Below are 19,031 nucleotides of genomic sequence, written 5' to 3' on the forward strand. Positions count from 1 at the left end.
CGCGCCACGGGGCGGGCGCGTACCGAGGAGGGAGAAGCGAGTCGTGCCTCCCGGCCGGCCCGAAGCGACCACGAGAGGAACGCGACGTGCGCGCACTGACCTGGCAGGGCACCGAGAAGGTGTCCGTCGAGACCGTCCCCGACCCGACCATCCAGGAGCCGACCGACGCGATCGTGCGGATCACGTCCACGGCGATCTGCGGCTCCGACCTGCACCTGTACCGGGTCCTCGGCCCGTACATCGACAAGGGCGACGTCCTCGGCCACGAGCCCATGGGCATCGTGGAGGAGGTCGGCAGCGCCGTCACGAACCTGAAGGTCGGCGACCGCGTCGTCGTCCCCTTCAACATCTCGTGCGGCCACTGCTGGATGTGCAAGAACGGCCTGCAGTCGCAGTGCGAGACCACCCAGGTCACCGAGTACGGATCGGGTGCGGCGCTGTTCGGCTACACGAAGATGTACGGCCAGGTCCCCGGCGGCCAGGCCGAGTACCTCCGGGTCCCGCACGCGGACTACGGCCCCATCGTGATCCCGGACGACGGCACGCCCGACGACCGGTGGCTGTTCCTCAGCGACATCCTGCCCACCGCGTGGCAGGCCGTGCAGTACGCGAACGTGCCCGAGGGCGGCACGCTCGCCGTGCTCGGACTCGGCCCCGTCGGCCAGTTCGCCGCCCGCATCGGCAAGCACCTGGGCTACCGCGTGCTCGCGGTCGACCCCGAACAGGTCCGGCGCGACCTCGGGGCGAAGCACGGCGCCGAGGTCTTCGACCTGACCAAGGACACCGTGCCGGAGCTCGTCGACCTGACGGACGGCCGCGGCCCGGACGGGGTCGTCGACGCCGTCGGCATGGAGGCGCACGGCAACCCCGTCGCCGGCTTCGCGCAGCGTGCGGCCGGGCTGCTGCCCGACGCCCTGGCGCAGAAGGCGATCGAGGTCGCCGGCATCGACCGGCTCGCAGCCGTGCACGCCGCGATCGACCTGGTGCGTCGCGGTGGCACCGTCTCCCTGAGCGGCGTCTACGGCGGCATGGCCGACCCGATGCCGATGATGACGCTCTTCGACAAGCAGATCACCATCCGCGAGGGACAGTGCAACGTGAAGCACTGGATCGACGACATCATGCCGCTCGTGCAGGACCCGTCGGACCCGCTCGGTACGCTTGACCTGACCACGCACCGGGTGTCGCTCGAGGACGCCCCGCACATGTACGAGGTGTTCCAGAAGAAGCAGGACGGCTGCGTGAAGGTCGTGCTCGACCCCGCCCTGGCCGCCGCCTGATGCGGATCGTCGTCGTCGGCGGGACCGGCAACGTCGGGACGGCGGTGCTCCGTCGCCTCGCCGAGGCCCGGGCCGCTGGCGGACGCGACGACAGTGTCGAGATCGTCGGCGTCGCACGGCGCCTGCCGGATGTGCACGTGGAGCCCTACCGTTCCGCCGTCTGGCACGCCGTCGACGTCGGCGCCTCCGACGCGGTCGGCCAGCTCACTGCGATCTTCACCGGCGCCGACGCCGTGATCCACCTGGCCTGGGCGCTGCAGCCGACGCACGACATCCCGCTGCAGTACCGGACGAACGTCACCGGCACCGCGAACGTGCTGTCGGCCGTCGCTCGAGCAGGGGTCCCGCAGGTCGTCGTCGCGTCGTCGGTGGGGACCTACCGGGGCGTCGACGCCGCAGGAAAGCGGACCCCGGTCGACGAGAGCTGGCCGACCGACGGCATCCCCACCGCGACGTACTCGATCCACAAGGCCGCGAACGAAGCGGCGATGGACGCGTTCGAGGCAGACCATCCGTCCGTGGTCGTCACGCGGCTGCGCCCCGGCCTGATCTTCCAGCGGGACGCCGCCGCCGAGATCCGCGGGCTGTTCCTCGGGCACCTCGTGCCGATGTCGATCGTGCGGTGGATCCGGTGGCTCGTGCTGCCCCTGCCGTACCCGTTCGTGTTCCAGGCGGTGCACGCCGACGACGTCGCCGACGCGTACTGGCGGACCGTCGACCAGCGCGCCGGCGGAGCGTTCAACATCGCCGCGTCGCCCGTGCTCAACCCGCCGCGGTTGGCCCGGGCCTTCGGCATGCTCGGTGCCGTCCGGATCCCGCTCGGACTGCTGCGCGGGATCGTGACGCTCACGTGGCGGCTGCGGTTGCAGCCGACGGACGCCGGCTGGATCGACATCGCGGCCGGCGTGCCGATCATGCGGACCGACCGTGCCCGGTCGGTGCTCGGATGGGAGGCCCGGCACACCTCCGAAGACGCGTTGCGTGCGCTCGTGGCCGGGTTCGCGGACGGTGCGCACGTGGCCGCGTCGGATCCGCTGCGGGGGTAGCTGGTCTGGGCGGGGGCTGGCGCTGCCGGGGCGTACCGGGTGCTTTCGGGCGTACCGGGTCGGAAGTTTCGACCGGGTACGCCCGTTTCCACGTTCCAGCGCGGGTGTGATGGGAAGGAACGGGCGCTCGGGTCGCGCTACGATTCGCTGGTCGTTGTGAGAAGGGGGAGCGCGATGGTGCTCAGTTGGTCGGCGTTCAGTGAACTCGAGGGACCGGACGGCTCGGGGATGTCCGACCTGTTCGGCGGTTGGTTCGGCATCGCGTTCGGGGTCGTCGCAGCCCTGACGATCCTCACCACCCTGACGATCGTCGTCCTGACGCTCCACCGCGGCAAACGGATGGCCGACCGCGGTCAGAACCCGCTCACCCTGCAGGAGGACATCGCGTACCAGGCGATGCGGAGCCGCACCCTCGCGCCCGAGAAGCCGCTCGAACAGCGGCTCGCCGAACTCGACGACCTGCACGCCCGCGGTGTGAACTCCGACGAGGAGCACCGGGCGGCGCGAGCCGAGGCCCTGCGCGGATGATCGCCTCCGAGGAGCTGCACAACCCGCTCATCCCGCCGCTGTACGACATCGTGTGGAGCGTGGTGATGGGGCTCATCGTGGTCGCCGTCGTCGTCACCGTGTGGATCGCGGTCGTCCGGAGCCGTCGCTCCGACGGTGCGCCGCGCACGCTCCGTGAGCAGCGGTTGGCGGAACTCGACGACCTGCACGCCCGCGGGGCGATCACCGACGACGAGCACCGGGCGGCCCGGGCCGACGCCCTGCGCGGTTAGCCTGGGGAAGTGCTGCTGCCGACGGACCTGCTGGGGGAGTGGGTGCTCCGTCGGACGCTGGACGACCGGCGTGCCGGCGTGCAGGGCGTCGTCACCGGCACCACGACGCTGACCGCGGTCGGCGCGGACGAGGTGCGCTGGGACGAAGCGGGAGTGATGACCTTCGACGGCCGGACCACCCCGGTGTCCCGGACGCTGACCGTCCGGCGTGACGATGACCACGCATGGACCGTGCACTTCGCCGACGGCCGGGTGTTCCACGACTGGGTGTGGGGCACGAGCGTGGCCCACGCCTGTGCACCGGACGACTACACCGGGGCCCTGGACGGCGACGAGCAGCGGTGGACCGTGCGCTGGGAAGCCCGGGGCCCGGCGAAGGACTACCGGCTCGACAGCGTGCTCACCCGCTCATCGGCGTGACCACGACGTCACCGGCACGCGCCAGACTGAGTCCATGGCACGTTCCTCCGGCACCGAGACCCCGCGCATCACCCTGACCGAGCCCGTCGACCTGCAGGACTGGGTCCCCGGCCCCGGCGACGTCCTGACCGGCGACCGCATCGAGGGGAAGCGCATCGGTGTGCTCGACCTGGCCGGTGAGCGCCTGCCGGATCTCGAGATCGAGGAGTGCGTCATCGACACGCTGCGGGGCGACGGCGCCGACTTCCGTGGTCTGCGGGTGCACGACTCGATCATCGACACGCTCGACGCCCCGTGCTGCGGGCATCGAGCAGTTCGTGGCGCGAGGTCCGGGTGTCCGGCGGTCGCATCGGTTCCGGCGAGCTGTACGACTCCGGGTTGAACGGCGTCGAGTTCGTCGGGATGAAGTTCGGGTTCGTGAACCTGCGCGGATCGACACTCACCGACGTGGTGTTCCGCGACTGCGTCATCGACGAGCTCGACATCGCGGACGCGAAGCTGCTCCGGGTGTCGTTCGAGGGCAGCAGCATCCGCGACGCCGAGGGGTCCAACACCCGGATCGACCACGTGGACCTGCGGGGTGCCGACCTCGACCGGGTCGAGCGGCTCGAGGGGTTCCGCGGTGCGACGATCGGCGCCGACCAGCTGTACACGCTCGCCCCGCTGCTGGCGGCGCAGGCGGGCTACCGCGTCGCCTGACGGCTGCCCCGAGTCTCGGGGTGGACGACACTCCTCGCGGCTCCGAGCGCGAGGAGTGTCGCTCAGGCCGAGACTCGCCCAGAGCCCACCGCCGCCGCGGCCAACGCCGCCGCCAGGTCGGCCTGCACCAGGTCGCCGTGCGCGGCCGCTCCCGCCTGGACCCCGGCGGCAGCGGACGCGATGACCGTCGCCATCGGGGCCGCCACGTTGCCGGCCGCGTACACACCGCGCACCGAGGCCTGCCCGGCCGGGTCGACCGTCAGCGCGCTCGCGTACCGGAAATCGCCCATGAACTGGTCGGTGGCGACCAGGCCGAGCCCGGCCAGGAAGTCCACGCGCGCCTCAGCGGTGCTCGCCGCGGCGAGAGCGTCGAGTTCGACGACCTCGCCGGAGCCGAGCGTGACCCCGGTCAGCGTGCCCTCTGACGAGCGCACCTGCGTGACCGTGTCGTCCACGACCTCGATCCCGCGGGCCTGCAAACCTGCCAGGGCGGTGTCGTCGACGAGTGCCGGATCGGTGACGAACGCCGTCACGTGCTCGCTCAACGCCCGGAACATCAGCGCGTGGTGCACGCCGTTCGGTGTCGTCACGAGCACGCCGATGCGCTGGTCGCGGATCTCCCACCCGTGGCAGAACGGGCAGTGCACGACCCCGCGCCCCCACTGTTCGGCCAGGCCCGGCACCTGCGGCAGGACGTCCACGGCGCCGGAGGCGACGACGAGCCTGCGGGCGGTGACGACCGTGCCGGAGTCCAGCGTGACCGAGAAGCCGACCGGGTCGGTGCCGTTGCCCGTCGTGGCGGACGCGGCCACGATCCTCCCGGCCGTCACCTCGACTCCGTAGGCGGCGACCTCGTCTCGACCGATCGCGGACAGCTCGGCGGGGGTGATGCCCTCGCGCCCGAGGTAGTTGTGGGCGCCGGCCGACGGCGCGTTGCGGGGCTCGCCCGCGTCGACGACGAGGACGGAACGGCGGGAACGCCCGAGGACGAGGGCGGCGGAGAGGCCGGCGGCTGCTCCGCCGATGACGATGACGTCGTAGTGATCACGCATGCAGGGAGCATGCGGCCCATCGGGCGCGGACAGCAAGGAACCTTGCCAGTGTGGCAACATGACGAGCATGCGCAACACCCCACACGGGCACGGCCCGCGGGAACCGGTCATCCCGCGCACGACCGCGCAGGTCGTCGACGGGGTGGGGCCGCGGTTGCGCGCGCTCCGTGCCCACCGGGACGTCACGCTCGCCGCACTGTCCGAAGAGACCGGGGTGTCGGTGAGCACGCTCTCGCGGCTCGAGTCGGGGCAGCGCAAGCCGACCCTCGAACTGCTGCTCCCGCTGGCGCGGGCGTACCAGGTGCCGCTCGACGACCTGGCCGGAGCACCGCAGACAGGCGACCCCCGGGTGCACATGAAGCCCGAGGTGCACGGCGGCCGGGTCGTCGTGCCGCTGACGAAGCGCACCGGCGGCGTGCGGTCGTTCAAGCAGCTGTTCCCGCCGAACACACCGGGCGGCGAACCGTCGCTCAAGACGCACGAGGGGTACGAGTGGCTCTACGTGCTGTCCGGCCGCCTGCGCCTGGTGCTCGGCGAGCACGACCTCGACCTCGGGCCGGGGGAGGTCGCCGAGTTCGACACCCACACCCCGCACTGGATGGGCAACGTCACCGACTCGGTGACCGAGGTGCTGTGCCTGTACGGGCCACAGGGGGAGCGGGCGCACGTGCGGTCGAGACCGACGCGCTGACCCGCGGGCCCGCTGACCAGCTGGCCCGCTGGCCCGCTGACCCGCTGACCCGCTGGCCCGCTCGGTCTACGCCGTGAAGACGTGGTCCATGACGTCGTCGAGGAGCCCCGAGGTCTCGATGTTCGACTGCTGGATGTGGATGCCGATGTCACCCCGTGTGAAGTAGGTGTCCCCGTCGGTGACGGGGTACTGCTCGTTCTTCGACACCTTCTGGCACTGGTAGCCCTCGGCCTCGTTGCCGCAGTCGTAGCCGTCGTCCGGCAGCTTCTGCAGCGCTGCGCTCGCGGTTGCCGAGTCCACGACGTCGACCGCGATCGACAGGTACGAGATGTCGGCCTGCGGTTCCCGCCACACGCAGTACAGACGCTTGCCGTCGGCCTGCAGGACGGGGGTGAAGGCGCTCTTCGGGATCGCGACCGGGTCGCCGACGACCGATGGGTCGTTCAGCGGAGCGGAGGCGAACGCGTCGTCCCACTTGCCGGGGGTGATGAGGTCGGTGCAGCTCGCCGGCACCGTGCCGCCGTCGTAGTCGACCCCGGGGACCTGCGTGATCGTCGATGTGGGCTCCGGAGTACTGCTCGGGCTGGCGCTCGGTGTGCCGGTGCTCTCCGCCGTCGTCGCGGACGGCGTACCCGGTCCCGCTGGAGCGCTCTGGGCGCAACCCGACAGGGCGAGTCCGATCGCCAGTGCTGCCGTCAGCGTCGCCGTGATCCCGGATGTCGTCGTGCGCGCTGATCGCCGCATCGTTCCCCCTCGTTCGTCGTGCGGACGTGCCCGCACACCCGAACGTAGACGGACGTGCTGACGGCGTCCGCAAGCGTCACCGTTCCGTGACCCCGTCAGCGCGTGCGCCACCCGCGGCGTACCCGCAGCCCCGCGCGTACCCGCCGCGCCCACCGGCGCACCGGGTTTGCCCGCCGTCCGTTCACGCGGAACGTGTGGAAGGCGCGTCGCGTCCGCAGCAGGGCGGACGGGAGGCCCGACAACGGTCGCGCGGACACCTGCACCGTGAGCACGGGGTCGGCCACCACCCGCCAGGCCGGGTCGAGCTGCATGCTCAGGTCGACGTCGTCGTGCACCTCGGGGTCCTCGCGGTGCGTTCGGCTGCGGACCGCGTCCCAGGTCCACCGCCGCATCGCCATCGCGGAACCGAACAGCGGTGGGCGGCCGAGCGCGGCCCACATGAGCGCGAAGTACGGCCGCATGTAGACGGCGTCCCACAGTCGGCCGATCAGCGGTCCGCCGTCGTGCGGACATCCGGGTCCGGTCACCGCGACGACCGACGGATCGGCCAACAGCCGCACCGCGTCGGCGATCCACCCCGGCGGCGGGACGGAGTCGGCGTCGAGCCGGACGAGGACGTCCCCGGAGGCCCGGTCGTAGCCGCGCGCCGAGGCCCGGGCGATGCCACGGATGCGTTCGGTGAGCACGACCGCCCCCGCTGCCTGGGCGACCTCGGCACTGTCGTCCTGGCTGCCGTTGTCGACCACGACGACCTCGTCGGCGAGCAGCGTCTGCACTGCGAGGGCGTCGAGGCAGCGTCGCAGGTGCGCAGCGTCGTCGCGCACGGGGATGACGACGGAGACGCGGACCATCCTCCGATCCAACCGGAGGTTCGCTGTGCGGACAGCCGGTCCGCGTTCCGTGGCGTTCCTGCGCTCGGGCACACCGCGGAGCGCGCACCTTCGGTCACGCAACGCCGCCGGTGCACGCCGGTGGTGACGGACAACCGGAAGGCCGACCATGACCACGAACCCACCCGGGAACGACTCCGGGACGCCCATCCACGACCGCACGGCCGCCTCCGACGGCCACGAGGTCCGTCCCGGCGTGACCGTGCCGTCGTTCGCGAGCGGCGTGCCCGCAGCCGGACCGACGGACCCGGACGTCGCGCAGGCGTACGACCCGTACGGCGACGACGCGGAGGTGCCGTTCAGCGCACCCCTCGACGCCGTCCCGGCCGATGCGGAGTCGGGCAAGGCCGGCGCGGAGTCGGGCACGGCCAGCGCGGAGTCGGGCACGGCCGACGCGGCCAAGGGTGCCGCGCAGGACGTCGCCGGGGACGCGAAGGCCAAGGCCGCGGACGTCGCCGGCACGGCCAAGGAGCAGGCCTCGAAGGTCGCCTCCGAGGCGACCGACCACGCGAAGCAGCTCTACGGCCAGGCGTCGGAGAACCTCAAGCAGCAAGCCGGCGAGCAGCAGGAGCGCGCTGCCGGAGGCCTCCGCAGCCTCGGCGAGCAGCTCGGTCGCATGGCCGAGAACGACGAGGACCAGGGCGTGGCCGCCAAGGTCGTCCGCGACCTGTCCGGCCGTGCGACCTCGGCCGCCGGGTTCCTCGAGAACCGGGACCCGGGCTCGCTCCTCGACGAGGTCAAGAGCTTCGCCGCGAAGCGTCCGGGGACGTTCATCGCGATCGCCGCCGGCGCCGGCATCCTCGCCGGTCGGCTGACGAAGGCGCTCGCCGCCGACGCCAAGCACGAGAAGGAAGCCGGGGACGGGCCCACCGCGACCCACACCGGCACCGGGACCGGCCCCGGGAGCGCCCTGTGAGCCACACCGTGCCGGGTGCGACCTCGCCGGGCGAGCCGACACCCGAGGAACGGGCCGCCACGACACCGCTCGGCGAACTGCTCTCCGACGTCTCGCGCGACCTCTCCAGCCTGTTCCGGCAGGAGATCGCCCTCGCGAAGGCGGAGCTGACCGACTCGGCGAAGAAGGCCGGCAAGGCGGGCGGGATGTTCGGCGGCGCCGGACTCACCGCGTTCTTCTCGCTGCTCTTCGTCTCGATCGCCGCCTGGTGGGCCATCGGGTACGCCGTCGGCAACGCGTGGTCCGCCCTCATCGTCGCTGCGGTCTACGCGATCGTCGCCGTCGTCCTCGGTCTCCGTGGTCGCGCTGCGGCCAAGGAGATCACGGGCCTGCCCCAGACGGTCGCCACCGCCAAGGAAGTCCCCGAAACACTCAAGCCCACCACCACCGGGAGGAAGCCATGAGCACCCCAGACGAGATCCGCGCCGACATCGAGCGCACCCGCGGCGAACTCGGCTCCGACGTCGACGCCCTGGCCGACAAGGTCAGCCCGTCCTCGATCGCCCACCGCCAGACCGAGAAGGTGAAGAGCCGGTTCCAGGGCGTCCGCGAATCCGTGATGGGCGCCGCGGACTCCGCGAAGTCGAGCGCCTCGGGCTCGGCGTCCAGTGCCGCGGACCAGGCGAAGGACGTCGCCCAGCGCGGGGTCGAGCAGGCCAAGGGGGCACCGCTGGCGATCGGACTCATCGCCTTCGGTGCCGGCTGGCTCGTGTCGTCGCTCATCCCCGCGAGCGACAAGGAGGAGGAGCTGGCCGTCGAACTCAAGGACAAGGCAGCGCCCCTGGTCGACGAGGTCAAGGAACAGGCGAAGGACGCCGGGTCGCAGCTCGGGGACGCCGCGAAGGGGCACGCGCAGGATCTCAAGGGCACTGCGCAGGACGCCGCCCAGACCGTCAAGGACGAGGCGCAGGGCGCCGCTTCGGACGTGCAGGACCACGCGAAGGACGCAGCGGACGACGTCCGCAGCAGCTGACGCAACGGGCTCACGAACGACAGGCGCGGTGCCGGCTGGCACCGCGCCTGCCGTCGTCCAGGCGGTAGCGTTCCGGGCATGGACCGGACCGACGAACTCGCCGTGGAGCTCCGGCACGCGATCGGTCGCGTCGTGCGCGCTGCGAAGCGGGAGGCGGACTCGCTGCCGACCGCCCACGCGACGACCCTCGGGTTCCTCGAGCGCGAGGGGCCGATGCCGATCGCGCAGCTGGCACGTCGCCGGGCGGTGAAGCACCAGGGGCAGTCGCGCACGGTGGGGGAGCTCGCCGACCTCGGGTACGTCGAGCGGACGGCGTCGGACACCGATCGCCGCGTGTCGGTCATCCGCATCTCCGACACCGGCAGCGAGGTCCTCCGCCGGGACATGACGGCGCGGGCCGACTGGTTGGCGACTGCGATCCGCGAGGAACTCGACGACGAGGAACGCGCGGCCCTCGAACGCCTGCCCGGCATCTTCGAACGGTTGGCCCGGCGCGCCGACTGAGTGCTCCCTCACCCGGATCGGCCACCAGAAGTACAACACGGTTGTAGAGTTGTCGCCATGGAGCTGACGAAGTACACCCACGCCACCATCGTCCTCGAGCAGGACGGCACCACCCTCGTCATCGACCCGGGTGTGTTCACGCCCGAGGCCGCCGACCTCGTCCGCGCAGCTGCCGGCGTCCTCATCACCCACGAGCACCCCGACCACTTCGACGTCGAGGCCGTCCGCGCCGGGCTCGCCGCGAACGACGCCCTCGTGGTGCGGGCTCCCGGTGCGGTCGTCGAACAGCTCGGCGACCACGACGGTCGCGTGAGGGCGGTCCGCGCCGGTGACGCGTTCGAGATCGGCCCGTTCTCGGTGCAGGCCTTCGGCGAGGAGCACGCGGTCATCCACCGCGACATCCCGACGATCGCGAACGTCGGGTACCTGGTGAACGACACGGTGTTCCACCCGGGCGACGCGTACCTCGAGCCGGGTGTCCCCGTGCAGACGCTGCTCCTGCCGACCAGCGGTCCGTGGACGAGCACTGCCGCCGCGGTCGACTACGTCCGATCGGTGGCGCCGGAGCGTGCCGTGCAGATCCACGAGGCGATGCTGAGCGAACTCGGCCAGCAGTCCACCGCGCGGTTCCTCGGCTCGGACGGTCTCGGACCGGTGCCGGTCCTGATCCTGCCCGCGGGGGAATCGATCACCGTCTGACGGACGCGACCGTGCTCCTGGGAGGCGATCCGCGCCTCCCGGGCAGCATGGAGGGATGTCCGACGCTCCCTCGACCGCAGTCCTCTTCGACATCGACGGCACGCTCGTCGACTCGAACTACGCCCACATCGACGCCTGGTGGCGAGCTGCCCGCGCAGCGGGCGAGTCCGTGGACGCCTGGCGGATCCACCGCGCGATCGGCATGGACTCCGCGAAGCTGCTCGAGAAGCTGCTGCCGGACGCCTCCGACGAGACGCGCGACACCGTCAAGCAGTTCAACACCGCCTACTTCGCCGAGCACATGCCCCAGCTGCGGCTGCTGCCGGGCGCCCGTGAGCTGCTCCGTACGGTCGCCGAGGCCGGGCACGCCGTCGTCCTGGCGACGAGCGCGCCGGAGAACGAACTGACGCGGCTGCGCGAACTGCTCGACGCCGAGGAGTGGCTCACCGCGGTGACGAGCTCCGAGGACGTCGAACAGGCGAAGCCGGACCCGGGATCATCCAGGTGGCGCTGGACCGGGCCGGTGTGCGTGCCGATGCTGCCGTGATGGTCGGCGACGCGATGTGGGACGTCGAATCGGCCGGACGCGTCGGCGTGACCTGCGTCGCGGTGATGACCGGCGGCATCGGCGGCGACGAACTCCGCGGAGCCGGCGCCGCCGAGGTCCACGACGACGCCGCTGCCGTGCTCGCCGCGCTGCGGTCCGGGGACGGCGCGATCGCCGCGCTGGGTGGGCGCGCGTGAGCGTGCACCGCCGCTGGCATCCGTGACAGGATCGTCGACCGTGATCACGATCGAACGCGTGTCCTGGGACGACCCCCGATCCGTGGTGCTCCGCGCCCGCATGGACGACGAGATGCACGAACGCTACGGCTCGGCGAACGGCGACGAGGACCCGGCGATCACGGCCGAGCGGAGCCGCGCGCTGTCGGTCGACCCGTCGACCGTCGTCGCCTCGGTCCTCGCGCTCGACGAGTCCGGCGACGCCGTCGGGCACATCGCGATCCGGCGGCTCGGCGACGAGGTCGAGCTGAAGCGCCTCATCGTGCTGGCGTCGGCCCGTGGCAAGGGTGCCGCCACCGCACTGCTCGACGAGTGCGAGCGCATCGGCCGCGAGCTCGGCGCGCGCCGGCTGATCCTGCAGACCGGAGACAAGCAGCCCGACGCGGTCGCCCTCTACGAGAAGACCGGGTGGAGCCCGATCCCGGTCTACGCACCGTACGCGGCGACGATGCCGTGGTCGTTCTGCTTCGAGAAGGCGCTGTAGGGGTACGGCTCTTCCGATTGCACTTTCAGGCGGATAGTGCAATTCTTGCTCGGTGAGCACGACTGAACGCACCCGCACGCTCCGCCGGAGCATGATCGGCGAAGCGCGCCGGGCGACCGTCGAGCACGGGTTGAGCGGTTTCACGATCGAGCAGCTCTGCGAGACCGTCGGGGTGTCACGGCGCACGTTCTTCAACCACTTCGCGTCGAAGGACGACGCCGTGCTCGGCATCGAGCTGCACGCCGACGTCGAGGCGATCGACCGGTACGCCGCGGGTGGGATCGTCCCCGGCGGACTCGACCCGCTCGACTCGATCGTCGCGCTGGCGATCGACCAGTTCCACCGTGTCGGCATCGATCGTGCGGACGAGGTCCTGGTGCGCCGGGTCTTCGAGCGGGAGCCGGCGCTCGTCGCGCGCTTCCTGTCGGCGACCGACGTGCAGCTCGCCCGGATCACGGACGCCGTGCGGCTGCGGTTCGGATGGGACGATCCCGCCGACCGCCGTGCGCGCCTCGTCACCGAGGCCGCCGCGGGGCTGCTCAAGGTGACGGCGGAGACCTACTTCGACGACGCCTTCGACGAGGCCACCGGCCCGACGTTCGACGAGCTGCTCACCCAGAACCTCCGCCTGATGAGGGCGGCCATCACCACCGGACAGGACCACACACCATGAGCGCAACCGCGCCGGGCACCACCAAGCGTGCCCGCCCCGGCACCGACGGGCCGCTGCTGCTGACGCAGCGCCGGATCTGGATCATCTTCTCCGCGCTCATCGCGGGGATGCTGCTCTCCAGCCTCGACCAGACCATCGTCTCGACGGCGATGCCCACCATCGTCGGCGAACTCGGCGGCGTCGCGCACCAGGCGTGGCTGACGACCGGGTACCTGCTCGCCTCGACCATCGTGATGCCCGTGTACGGCAAGTTCGGTGACGTCCTGGGCCGCCGCAACCTGTTCCTCATCGCGATCGCCCTGTTCACCATCGCGTCGGCCGGGTGCGCCTTCGCCGGCGACTTCACGCAGCTCGTCGTGTTCCGCGCCATGCAGGGGCTCGGCGGCGGCGGTCTGATGATCCTGTCGCAGGCGATCATCGCCGACATCGTGCCCGCCTCGCAGCGCGGCAAGTACCTCGGCCCGCTCGGCGCGATCTTCGGCCTGTCCGCGATCGGCGGCCCGCTGCTCGGTGGCTTCTTCGTCGACCACCTCACCTGGAACTGGGCGTTCTACATCAACATCCCGGTGGGCATCGCGGCGTTCTTCGTGGCGTGGTTCGCGCTGACCCTGCCGAACAAGAAGGCGACGAAGCGCATCGACGTGCTCGGCGTGCTCTTCATGTCCGCCGCGACCACGTGCCTGGTGTTCTTCTCGGAGTTCGGTGGCAGCAAGGACCACGGCTGGGACGCCCACGAGACCTGGGCCTGGTTCGCCGGGCTCGTCGTCTCCGCCGCGCTCCTCGTGCTCGTCGAGTCGCGTGCGCAGGACCCGGTCCTCCCGCTGTCGTTCTTCAAGAACCGCACGTTCCTGCTCGCGACCGGTATCGGCCTGGTGCTCGGCATCGGCATGTTCGCGGCGATCGGCTTCGTCCCGACGTTCCTGCAGATGGCGTCCGGCACCTCGGCTGCCGTGTCGGGTCTGCTGATGCTGCCGATGATGGTCGGCCTGATCGGCACCTCGATCGCGTCCGGCAACCTGATCACCAAGACCGGCCGCTACCGGATGTTCCCGATCATCGGCACGGTCCTGGTCGCCATCGCCATGCTCGCGATGACCCAGCTCGCCGCGGCCACCCCGATCTGGCTGATCTGCGCGTACCTGTTCGTCTTCGGCGCCGGGCTCGGACTGATCATGCAGGTGGTCGTCCTGGTCGCGCAGAACGCCGTGCCGGCCGAGCAGGTGGGCACCGCGACCTCGACGAACAACTACTTCCGCGAGGTCGGCGCCTCCCTCGGGACCGCCGTGTTCGGTGCGCTGTTCACGGCCCGGCTCACGACGTCGCTCACCGACGTGTTCACCGGCGCCGGCGGCTCGGCGACCGATGCGGCGTCGTCGGCGGGCAGCATCGACCCCGCGACCGTGGCGAAGCTGCCCGAGGCGGTGCAGGACGGCATCGTGAACGCGTACGCCGACTCGCTGGCACCCGTGTTCTGGTACCTGCTGCCGTTCATCGCCGTGGCGTTCCTGCTCGCCCTGTTCCTGCCGCAGATCACGCTCTCCGACACGGCCGGCATGGTCGCCCGTGGTGAGGCCGTCGGTGGTGATGAGGCTGACGAGCTCGAGCGTGCACAGCGCGCGGGCCGGGCGGAGTCCGTGCCGTCCGAGTCCGTGTCGTCGGGTGGTGAGACGCCGGCGTCCCGCCGGGACGCCTCCGACTGAGCGCGGCGCCGCCGGATCCGGCGGCGTCCTGCCGTCCGTCGTCCGGTCGCGCTCACTGCCGCGGCCGGCCCCGAGTCTCGGGCTCAGCGACCGATCTCGTGCTCGTCGGCGCGAGAACTGTCGCCCAAGCCGAGTCTCGCCGCGACAGCGTCGAGTCTCGCGGCGGCCGTGCGCTACGCGCCGGTGCTCGCGCGCCGGACCAGGCGGGTGGGGAGCGCTACCGGCTCGGCCGCGGTGCCGTCGAGCGTCGCGAGCAGCCGTTCCGCGGCCGCGCGCCCGAGGTCGGCGCCGGGCAGGGCGACGCTCGTCAGCGCGGGTGCCGTGACCGAGGACGACGGCAGGTCGTCGAAGCCGGCGACCGCGAGCTCCCCGGGGACCGCGATGCCCAGTGACCCGGCGACGCGCAGGACGCCGTAGGCCAGGGTGTCCGCCGCGGCGACGACCGCGGTGACGTCGTCGTCCTGCCAGGCCTCGATGACGTGCTCGGTGGCCGAGGCAGCGGCGTCCACGGTGAGGTCGGCGCGGGCGGTGACCTCGGACACGGTGATGCCGACGGCGGTGCACTCCTGCTCGAAGAGGTCGCGCCGGACCCCGAACGTCGTCGCTCGCGAGGTCCCGTCGAGGTACCCGACGCGGCGGTGCCCCCGTTCGTGCAGGTGCGCGACGAGGTCGTGGACGCCGAGGGAGAGGTCGTAGTTGACGGCCTCGGCACCACCGGGGGCGTCGAGGAGCACCACGGGCACGCTCGCGGACATCGACTCGCCGGCGGCCGGGGCGTCGACGAGGATGCCCGCCGGACGGAGGCGTTCGAAGCGGCGGACGTCGGCTGCCAGGGGCTGTGCGCCGCGCTCGGTGACCGACAGCACGAGCTGGAACCGGTCGCCGATGGTGTCGCGCACGCCGCGGATGACCTCGGCGAAGAAGGGGTTCGACAGGTCGGGGGCGATGAGGACGACCAGGTCGCCGCTGCCCCGCGCCAGGGAGCTCGCCGCGTGGTCGACGACGTAGCCGAGCTCGTCGACGGCGTCGCGCACCCGCGTGGCGATGGGGACGGAGACCCGGCCGCGGTCCTTGCCGTTGACGACCAGGGAGACCGTGGCGATGCTCGTGCCGGCGCGCTCGGCCACCATGGCGGCGGTCACACGGCGGCCGGGAGCGACGGATGAAGGCACGGGTCGATGCTACCGAGGACGCCTCGACGACTTGACGTCAAACGCTTGACGTGCTTCCATGTCAAACGCTTGACGCGCTGCGCGACGACGCTTTGTCGGAGCGCGGATCCCCACCGCGTCGAGCACAGACCCCTCGATTCCCCGAAGAAGTGGAGCGCCCAGCGTGCCCTCGAAGATCATCCTCGACTGCGACCCCGGCCACGACGACGCCGTCGCCATCCTGCTGGCCCACGGCAACCCGGACATCGAGCTCCTGGCCGTCACCACCGTCGTCGGCAACCAGACGCTGCCGAAGGTCACCCGCAACGCCCTCGCCGTCGCGCGCATCGCCGGCATCACCGGGGTGCCGTTCGCCGCGGGCGCCGATCGTCCGCTCCTGCGTCAGATCGAGGTCGCCCCGGACATCCACGGCGAGAGCGGCCTCGACGGGCCGATGCTGCCCGAGCCATCGTTCGAGCTCGACCAGCGGCACGCCGTCGACCTGATCATCGAGACGGTCATGGCGCACGAGCCCCACACCGTCACGCTGGTGCCGACCGGCGGCCTGACGAACATCGCCCTCGCGGCCCGCAAGGAACCCCGCATCGTCGAGCGCGTCAAGCAGGTCGTGCTCATGGGCGGTGGCGTGCACGTCGGCAACTGGAGCCCCGTCGCCGAGTTCAACATCGTCATCGACCCCGAGGCCGCGTCGATCGTCTTCGACGCCGGCTGGGACGTCGTCATGGTCGGACTCGACCTGACGCACCAGGCCCTCGCCACCCCGGAGGTCGCCGCACGCATCGCCGCCGTCGGCACCGCCCCCGCCGCGTTCGTCGGCGAGCTGCTCGACTTCTTCGGTCAGACCTACAAGGACGCGCAGGGCTTCGACGCCCCGCCGGTGCACGACCCCTGCGCCGTCGCCTACGTCATCGACCCGACCATCGTCCGCGCCGTGAAGGTCCCGATCCACATCGAGACCCAGGGCACCCTGACGCTGGGCATGACCGTCGCCGACTTCCGTGCGCCCGCGCCGGAGGACTGCCGGACGAGCGCGGCCATGGAGCTCGACCACGAACGGTTCTGGGACCTGGTCGTCGACGCCCTCGAGCGCATCGGCGAGACCCCCGACACCGGCTGGACCCCGCGCCCCGCCACGACCACCACGACCTCGGAGATCTGAGAACCATGACCACCACATCGACGAAGAAGTCGATCGGCGCCCTCACCGCGGCGCTCCTCGCAGCGTGCATCGCGTTCCAGCTCAACGCGAGCATGCTCAGCCCCGCGCTGGTCACCATGGCGCGCGAGCTCAAGACCGACGACGCCACCATCGGGCTCTCGCAGACCCTGTACTTCACGCTCGCGGCGCTGTTCTCGTTGTTCCTGCCGCGCCTGTCCGACATCGTCGGCCGCAAGCGCGTCCTGCTCGGCATGCTCGCCGTGATGCTCGTCGGCAGCATCGTCGCCGCGCTCGCCGTGAACGTGCCGATGCTGTTCGCCGGCCGGATCATCCAGGGCGTCACCGGTCCGGTCGTCCCGATCTGCCTGCTCGTCCTGCGCAACGAGATCGCCGACCCGAAGCGCTACGGCGCCGCGCTCGGTCTGCTCACGGCCGTGAACGGCGGCATCGCCGGCGTGGACGCCCTGGCCGGTGGCTGGATCGCCACGAACTTCGGGTTCCGCGGGATCTTCTGGGTCATCGCCGTCGTCACGGTCATCGCGCTGGCGCTCGTCGCCGTGTGGGGTGTCGAGTCGAAGCCGTCCGCGGGTACCCGGATGGACTGGATCGGTGTCGTGCCGCTCGTCGTCTCGGTCGGGGCGCTGCTCACCGCGTTCAACGAGGCCGGCAAGCTCGGCGCCGCCAACCCGGCACTGGTGATCGGCGGTGTCGTCGTCGCGCTCGCCGCCTTCGCGGTCTTCTGGGCGGTCGAGTCCCGCGTGCAGGAACCGCTCGTCGAGACCCGGTTCCTGAAGCGCCGTGCCACGTGGGCGCTCCTCGCGACGACGTTCCTGACCATGACGGGCGTCTTCGCGGTCGTCAACGGCCTCGTCACGTCGCTCGCGCAGAACGGCGACGCCGGCTTCGGCATGGAACCCGACCTCGCCTCGCTGGTGTTCCTCACCCCGTACGCGCTGGTCGGTTGGATCGTCGGTCCGTTCGCTGGACGCCTCGCGCCGACCATCGGCTACCGCGCCGTGCTCCGCTTCGGACTGATCGGCAGCATCGTCTCGACGGTCCTGATGGCGCTGGTGGGCGTGCACTCGCTGCCGGTCCTGGTCACCGCGACCGTGCTGATCGGCATCACGTACGCCGGCATCGCGAACATCATCCTGAACGGCCTGGGCATCGTGCTCTCGCCGGAGTCGAACCCCGGCTTCCTGCCCGGTCTGAACGCCGGTGCGTTCAACCTCGGCGCCGGGGTCAGCTTCGCCGTCCTGCCGGCGCTGCAGATCGCGCTCGGGGTCGGCGGGTCCGCGGGCACCGCCGGGTACTCCGGTGGCATGCTGCTCGGTGCCGTGATCACGACCGCCGCGCTCGCGATCTCGTTCCTCATCCCCCGCCCGGAGAGCGCCGAGACCACGTCCGTCGCGCCGCAGAAGGAGACCGTCCGTTGACCCAGACCATCGTGATCGTCGGATCGCTCAACGCGGACCTGGTGGTCCGGACCGAGCGGTTCCCGAAGCCCGGTGAGACCCTGCACGGGTCCGACCTGGCGATCCTGCCGGGTGGCAAGTCCGCCAACCAGGCGGTGGCTGCCGGGAGGCTCGGGGGCACGGTCCGCATGATCGGTGCGGTCGGCGACGACGGGAACGGTGCGCTGCTCCGCGACTCCGTCGCGGCTGCGGGTGCGGACACGACGCACGTCGCCGTCCGGGAGGGCGTGGCCACCGGCACCGCCGTCATCACGGTCGACGGCGCCGGCGAGAACACCATCGTGATCTCCGCCGGCGCCAACGGCACGCTGACGCCGGACGACGTGCCCGCCGACGCCTTCGACGACGCCGGCGTGCTCGGCCTCTGCCTCGAGGTCTCGATCGACGTCGTCCTCGCCGCAGCCCGGGCGGCGCACGCCGCCGGGGTCACGGTGCTGACGAACCTGTCGCCCTTCGGGGACGTCCCCGCCGAGCTGCTGGAGCTGACCGACGTCCTGCTCGTCAACGAGCACGAGGCCGAGTCGCTCGGCGAGCACGGTGTCGCGCGCTCGATCGTCACCCGCGGCGGCTCGGGCTGCGTCGTGCACGACGGCGACGACGAACCGGTGTCGATCGACGCCGTCCGGGTCGAGCCGGTGGACACGACGGGCTGCGGTGACGCCTTCATGGGTTCGGTGGCCCTGCGGCTCGCGGCGGGGGACTCCCTCGTCGACGCCGCACGGTTCGCGGTGGGGGTCGGGGCGTACGCCGCGACCAAGGCGGGCGCACAGGCCTCGTACCCGACCACGGCGGAACTCGAGGCGTTCCTGCGGGCGGAGGACGGGCCTCCCGGCCGTTGATCGCTTGCCCGGCC

The 19,031-nt window shown here is 71.6% G+C and carries 23 protein-coding genes and 1 pseudogene; 20 read left to right on the plus strand and 4 right to left on the minus strand.

Annotation, left to right across the window (positions count from 1 at the left end):
- Positions 1-86 precede the first annotated feature (86 nt).
- From DEJ14_RS01580 to DEJ14_RS01610, 7 genes are all read left to right on the plus strand, one after another.
- Positions 87-1,280, plus strand: coding sequence for a zinc-dependent alcohol dehydrogenase (locus DEJ14_RS01580; RefSeq protein ID WP_111085852.1), 1,194 nt, complete (start codon positions 87-89; stop codon positions 1,278-1,280).
- On the plus strand, positions 1,280-2,326 hold the full coding sequence (locus DEJ14_RS01585) for an NAD-dependent epimerase/dehydratase family protein (RefSeq protein WP_111085851.1): 1,047 nt from the start codon (positions 1,280-1,282) through the stop codon (positions 2,324-2,326). Before DEJ14_RS01580 ends, DEJ14_RS01585 begins: the two co-directional genes overlap by 1 nt.
- Before the next feature lie 174 nt (positions 2,327-2,500).
- A complete protein-coding gene (locus DEJ14_RS01590) occupies positions 2,501-2,854 on the plus strand; it encodes an SHOCT domain-containing protein (protein WP_111085850.1) in 354 nt (117 codons plus the stop codon).
- Complete coding sequence (locus DEJ14_RS01595; protein ID WP_111085849.1) at positions 2,851-3,105, plus strand: SHOCT domain-containing protein; 255 nt, start codon at positions 2,851-2,853, stop codon at positions 3,103-3,105. The genes DEJ14_RS01590 and DEJ14_RS01595 overlap by 4 nt, the downstream gene beginning before the upstream one ends.
- Positions 3,106-3,114: 9 nt before the next feature.
- The gene (locus DEJ14_RS01600; RefSeq protein WP_111085848.1) at positions 3,115-3,525 is read left to right on the plus strand and encodes a DUF6314 family protein; all 411 of its coding nucleotides are present in this window, start codon (positions 3,115-3,117) and stop codon (positions 3,523-3,525) included.
- Between the two features lie 34 nt (positions 3,526-3,559).
- Positions 3,560-3,907: a hypothetical protein gene (locus tag DEJ14_RS01605; protein ID WP_111085847.1), complete on the plus strand. Its 348-nt coding sequence runs from the start codon at positions 3,560-3,562 to the stop codon at positions 3,905-3,907.
- Positions 3,859-4,224: a pentapeptide repeat-containing protein gene (locus tag DEJ14_RS01610; RefSeq protein ID WP_111085846.1), complete on the plus strand. Its 366-nt coding sequence runs from the start codon at positions 3,859-3,861 to the stop codon at positions 4,222-4,224. Before DEJ14_RS01605 ends, DEJ14_RS01610 begins: the two co-directional genes overlap by 49 nt.
- Before the next feature lie 62 nt (positions 4,225-4,286).
- Here the strand turns inward: DEJ14_RS01610 and DEJ14_RS01615 are convergent, their stop codons facing one another.
- A complete protein-coding gene (locus DEJ14_RS01615) occupies positions 4,287-5,276 on the minus strand; it encodes an NAD(P)/FAD-dependent oxidoreductase (RefSeq protein WP_111085845.1) in 990 nt (329 codons plus the stop codon).
- A gap of 67 nt (positions 5,277-5,343) precedes the next feature.
- Here DEJ14_RS01615 and DEJ14_RS01620 point away from each other — a divergent pair, with 67 nt between their 5' ends.
- Positions 5,344-5,967 carry a helix-turn-helix domain-containing protein gene (locus tag DEJ14_RS01620; protein ID WP_258373307.1) on the plus strand — a complete coding sequence of 208 codons (624 nt, stop codon included), beginning with the start codon at positions 5,344-5,346 and terminating at the stop codon, positions 5,965-5,967.
- Positions 5,968-6,033: 66 nt separating this feature from the next.
- Here the strand turns inward: DEJ14_RS01620 and DEJ14_RS01625 are convergent, their stop codons facing one another.
- Both DEJ14_RS01625 and DEJ14_RS01630 read right to left on the minus strand, forming a co-directional pair.
- Positions 6,034-6,711 carry a hypothetical protein gene (locus tag DEJ14_RS01625; protein ID WP_111085844.1) on the minus strand — a complete coding sequence of 226 codons (678 nt, stop codon included), beginning with the start codon at positions 6,709-6,711 and terminating at the stop codon, positions 6,034-6,036.
- Positions 6,712-6,806: 95 nt separating this feature from the next.
- Positions 6,807-7,562: a glycosyltransferase family 2 protein gene (locus tag DEJ14_RS01630; protein WP_111085843.1), complete on the minus strand. Its 756-nt coding sequence runs from the start codon at positions 7,560-7,562 to the stop codon at positions 6,807-6,809.
- 148 nt (positions 7,563-7,710) lie between these two features.
- Here DEJ14_RS01630 and DEJ14_RS01635 point away from each other — a divergent pair, with 148 nt between their 5' ends.
- The 9 genes and pseudogenes from DEJ14_RS01635 to DEJ14_RS01680 all read left to right on the plus strand — a co-directional run bounded on the left by DEJ14_RS01635 (position 7,711) and on the right by DEJ14_RS01680 (position 14,372).
- Positions 7,711-8,517 carry a hypothetical protein gene (locus DEJ14_RS01635; RefSeq protein ID WP_111085842.1) on the plus strand — a complete coding sequence of 269 codons (807 nt, stop codon included), beginning with the start codon at positions 7,711-7,713 and terminating at the stop codon, positions 8,515-8,517.
- Positions 8,514-8,960 carry a phage holin family protein gene (locus tag DEJ14_RS01640; protein ID WP_258373306.1) on the plus strand — a complete coding sequence of 149 codons (447 nt, stop codon included), beginning with the start codon at positions 8,514-8,516 and terminating at the stop codon, positions 8,958-8,960. The genes DEJ14_RS01635 and DEJ14_RS01640 overlap by 4 nt, the downstream gene beginning before the upstream one ends.
- Positions 8,957-9,529, plus strand: coding sequence for a DUF3618 domain-containing protein (locus DEJ14_RS01645; protein ID WP_111085841.1), 573 nt, complete (start codon positions 8,957-8,959; stop codon positions 9,527-9,529). The genes DEJ14_RS01640 and DEJ14_RS01645 overlap by 4 nt, the downstream gene beginning before the upstream one ends.
- A 78-nt stretch (positions 9,530-9,607) precedes the next feature.
- The gene (locus tag DEJ14_RS01650; RefSeq protein ID WP_111085840.1) at positions 9,608-10,033 is read left to right on the plus strand and encodes a MarR family winged helix-turn-helix transcriptional regulator; all 426 of its coding nucleotides are present in this window, start codon (positions 9,608-9,610) and stop codon (positions 10,031-10,033) included.
- Between the two features lie 57 nt (positions 10,034-10,090).
- Complete coding sequence (locus tag DEJ14_RS01655) at positions 10,091-10,732, plus strand: MBL fold metallo-hydrolase (RefSeq protein ID WP_111085839.1); 642 nt, start codon at positions 10,091-10,093, stop codon at positions 10,730-10,732.
- Between the two features lie 55 nt (positions 10,733-10,787).
- Positions 10,788-11,341: pseudogene (locus tag DEJ14_RS01660) on the plus strand (HAD family hydrolase); the annotation flags it as partial.
- Between the two features lie 175 nt (positions 11,342-11,516).
- Positions 11,517-11,999 carry a GNAT family N-acetyltransferase gene (locus tag DEJ14_RS01670; RefSeq protein ID WP_258373303.1) on the plus strand — a complete coding sequence of 161 codons (483 nt, stop codon included), beginning with the start codon at positions 11,517-11,519 and terminating at the stop codon, positions 11,997-11,999.
- A 52-nt stretch (positions 12,000-12,051) separates the two neighbouring features.
- Positions 12,052-12,672 carry a TetR/AcrR family transcriptional regulator gene (locus tag DEJ14_RS01675; RefSeq protein ID WP_258373302.1) on the plus strand — a complete coding sequence of 207 codons (621 nt, stop codon included), beginning with the start codon at positions 12,052-12,054 and terminating at the stop codon, positions 12,670-12,672.
- Complete coding sequence (locus DEJ14_RS01680) at positions 12,669-14,372, plus strand: MDR family MFS transporter (RefSeq protein WP_111085837.1); 1,704 nt, start codon at positions 12,669-12,671, stop codon at positions 14,370-14,372. The genes DEJ14_RS01675 and DEJ14_RS01680 overlap by 4 nt, the downstream gene beginning before the upstream one ends.
- Before the next feature lie 173 nt (positions 14,373-14,545).
- Here the strand turns inward: DEJ14_RS01680 and DEJ14_RS01685 are convergent, their stop codons facing one another.
- Positions 14,546-15,544, minus strand: coding sequence for a LacI family DNA-binding transcriptional regulator (locus tag DEJ14_RS01685; protein ID WP_258373301.1), 999 nt, complete (start codon positions 15,542-15,544; stop codon positions 14,546-14,548).
- 163 nt (positions 15,545-15,707) lie between these two features.
- Between DEJ14_RS01685 and uriH the strand changes: the two genes are divergently transcribed.
- The 3 genes from uriH to DEJ14_RS01700 are packed head-to-tail and all read left to right on the plus strand — an operon-like array spanning position 15,708 to position 19,017.
- Positions 15,708-16,703, plus strand: coding sequence for a uridine-preferring nucleoside hydrolase UriH (uriH, locus tag DEJ14_RS01690; RefSeq protein ID WP_111085836.1), 996 nt, complete (start codon positions 15,708-15,710; stop codon positions 16,701-16,703).
- Between the two features lie 5 nt (positions 16,704-16,708).
- On the plus strand, positions 16,709-18,139 hold the full coding sequence (gene uriT / locus DEJ14_RS01695; protein WP_111085835.1) for a uridine transporter UriT: 1,431 nt from the start codon (positions 16,709-16,711) through the stop codon (positions 18,137-18,139).
- Positions 18,136-19,017: a ribokinase gene (locus tag DEJ14_RS01700; RefSeq protein WP_111085834.1), complete on the plus strand. Its 882-nt coding sequence runs from the start codon at positions 18,136-18,138 to the stop codon at positions 19,015-19,017. Before uriT ends, DEJ14_RS01700 begins: the two co-directional genes overlap by 4 nt.
- Positions 19,018-19,031 lie beyond the last annotated feature (14 nt).

Source organism: Curtobacterium sp. MCJR17_020 (assembly GCF_003234365.2).
Taxonomy (GTDB): domain Bacteria; phylum Actinomycetota; class Actinomycetes; order Actinomycetales; family Microbacteriaceae; genus Curtobacterium.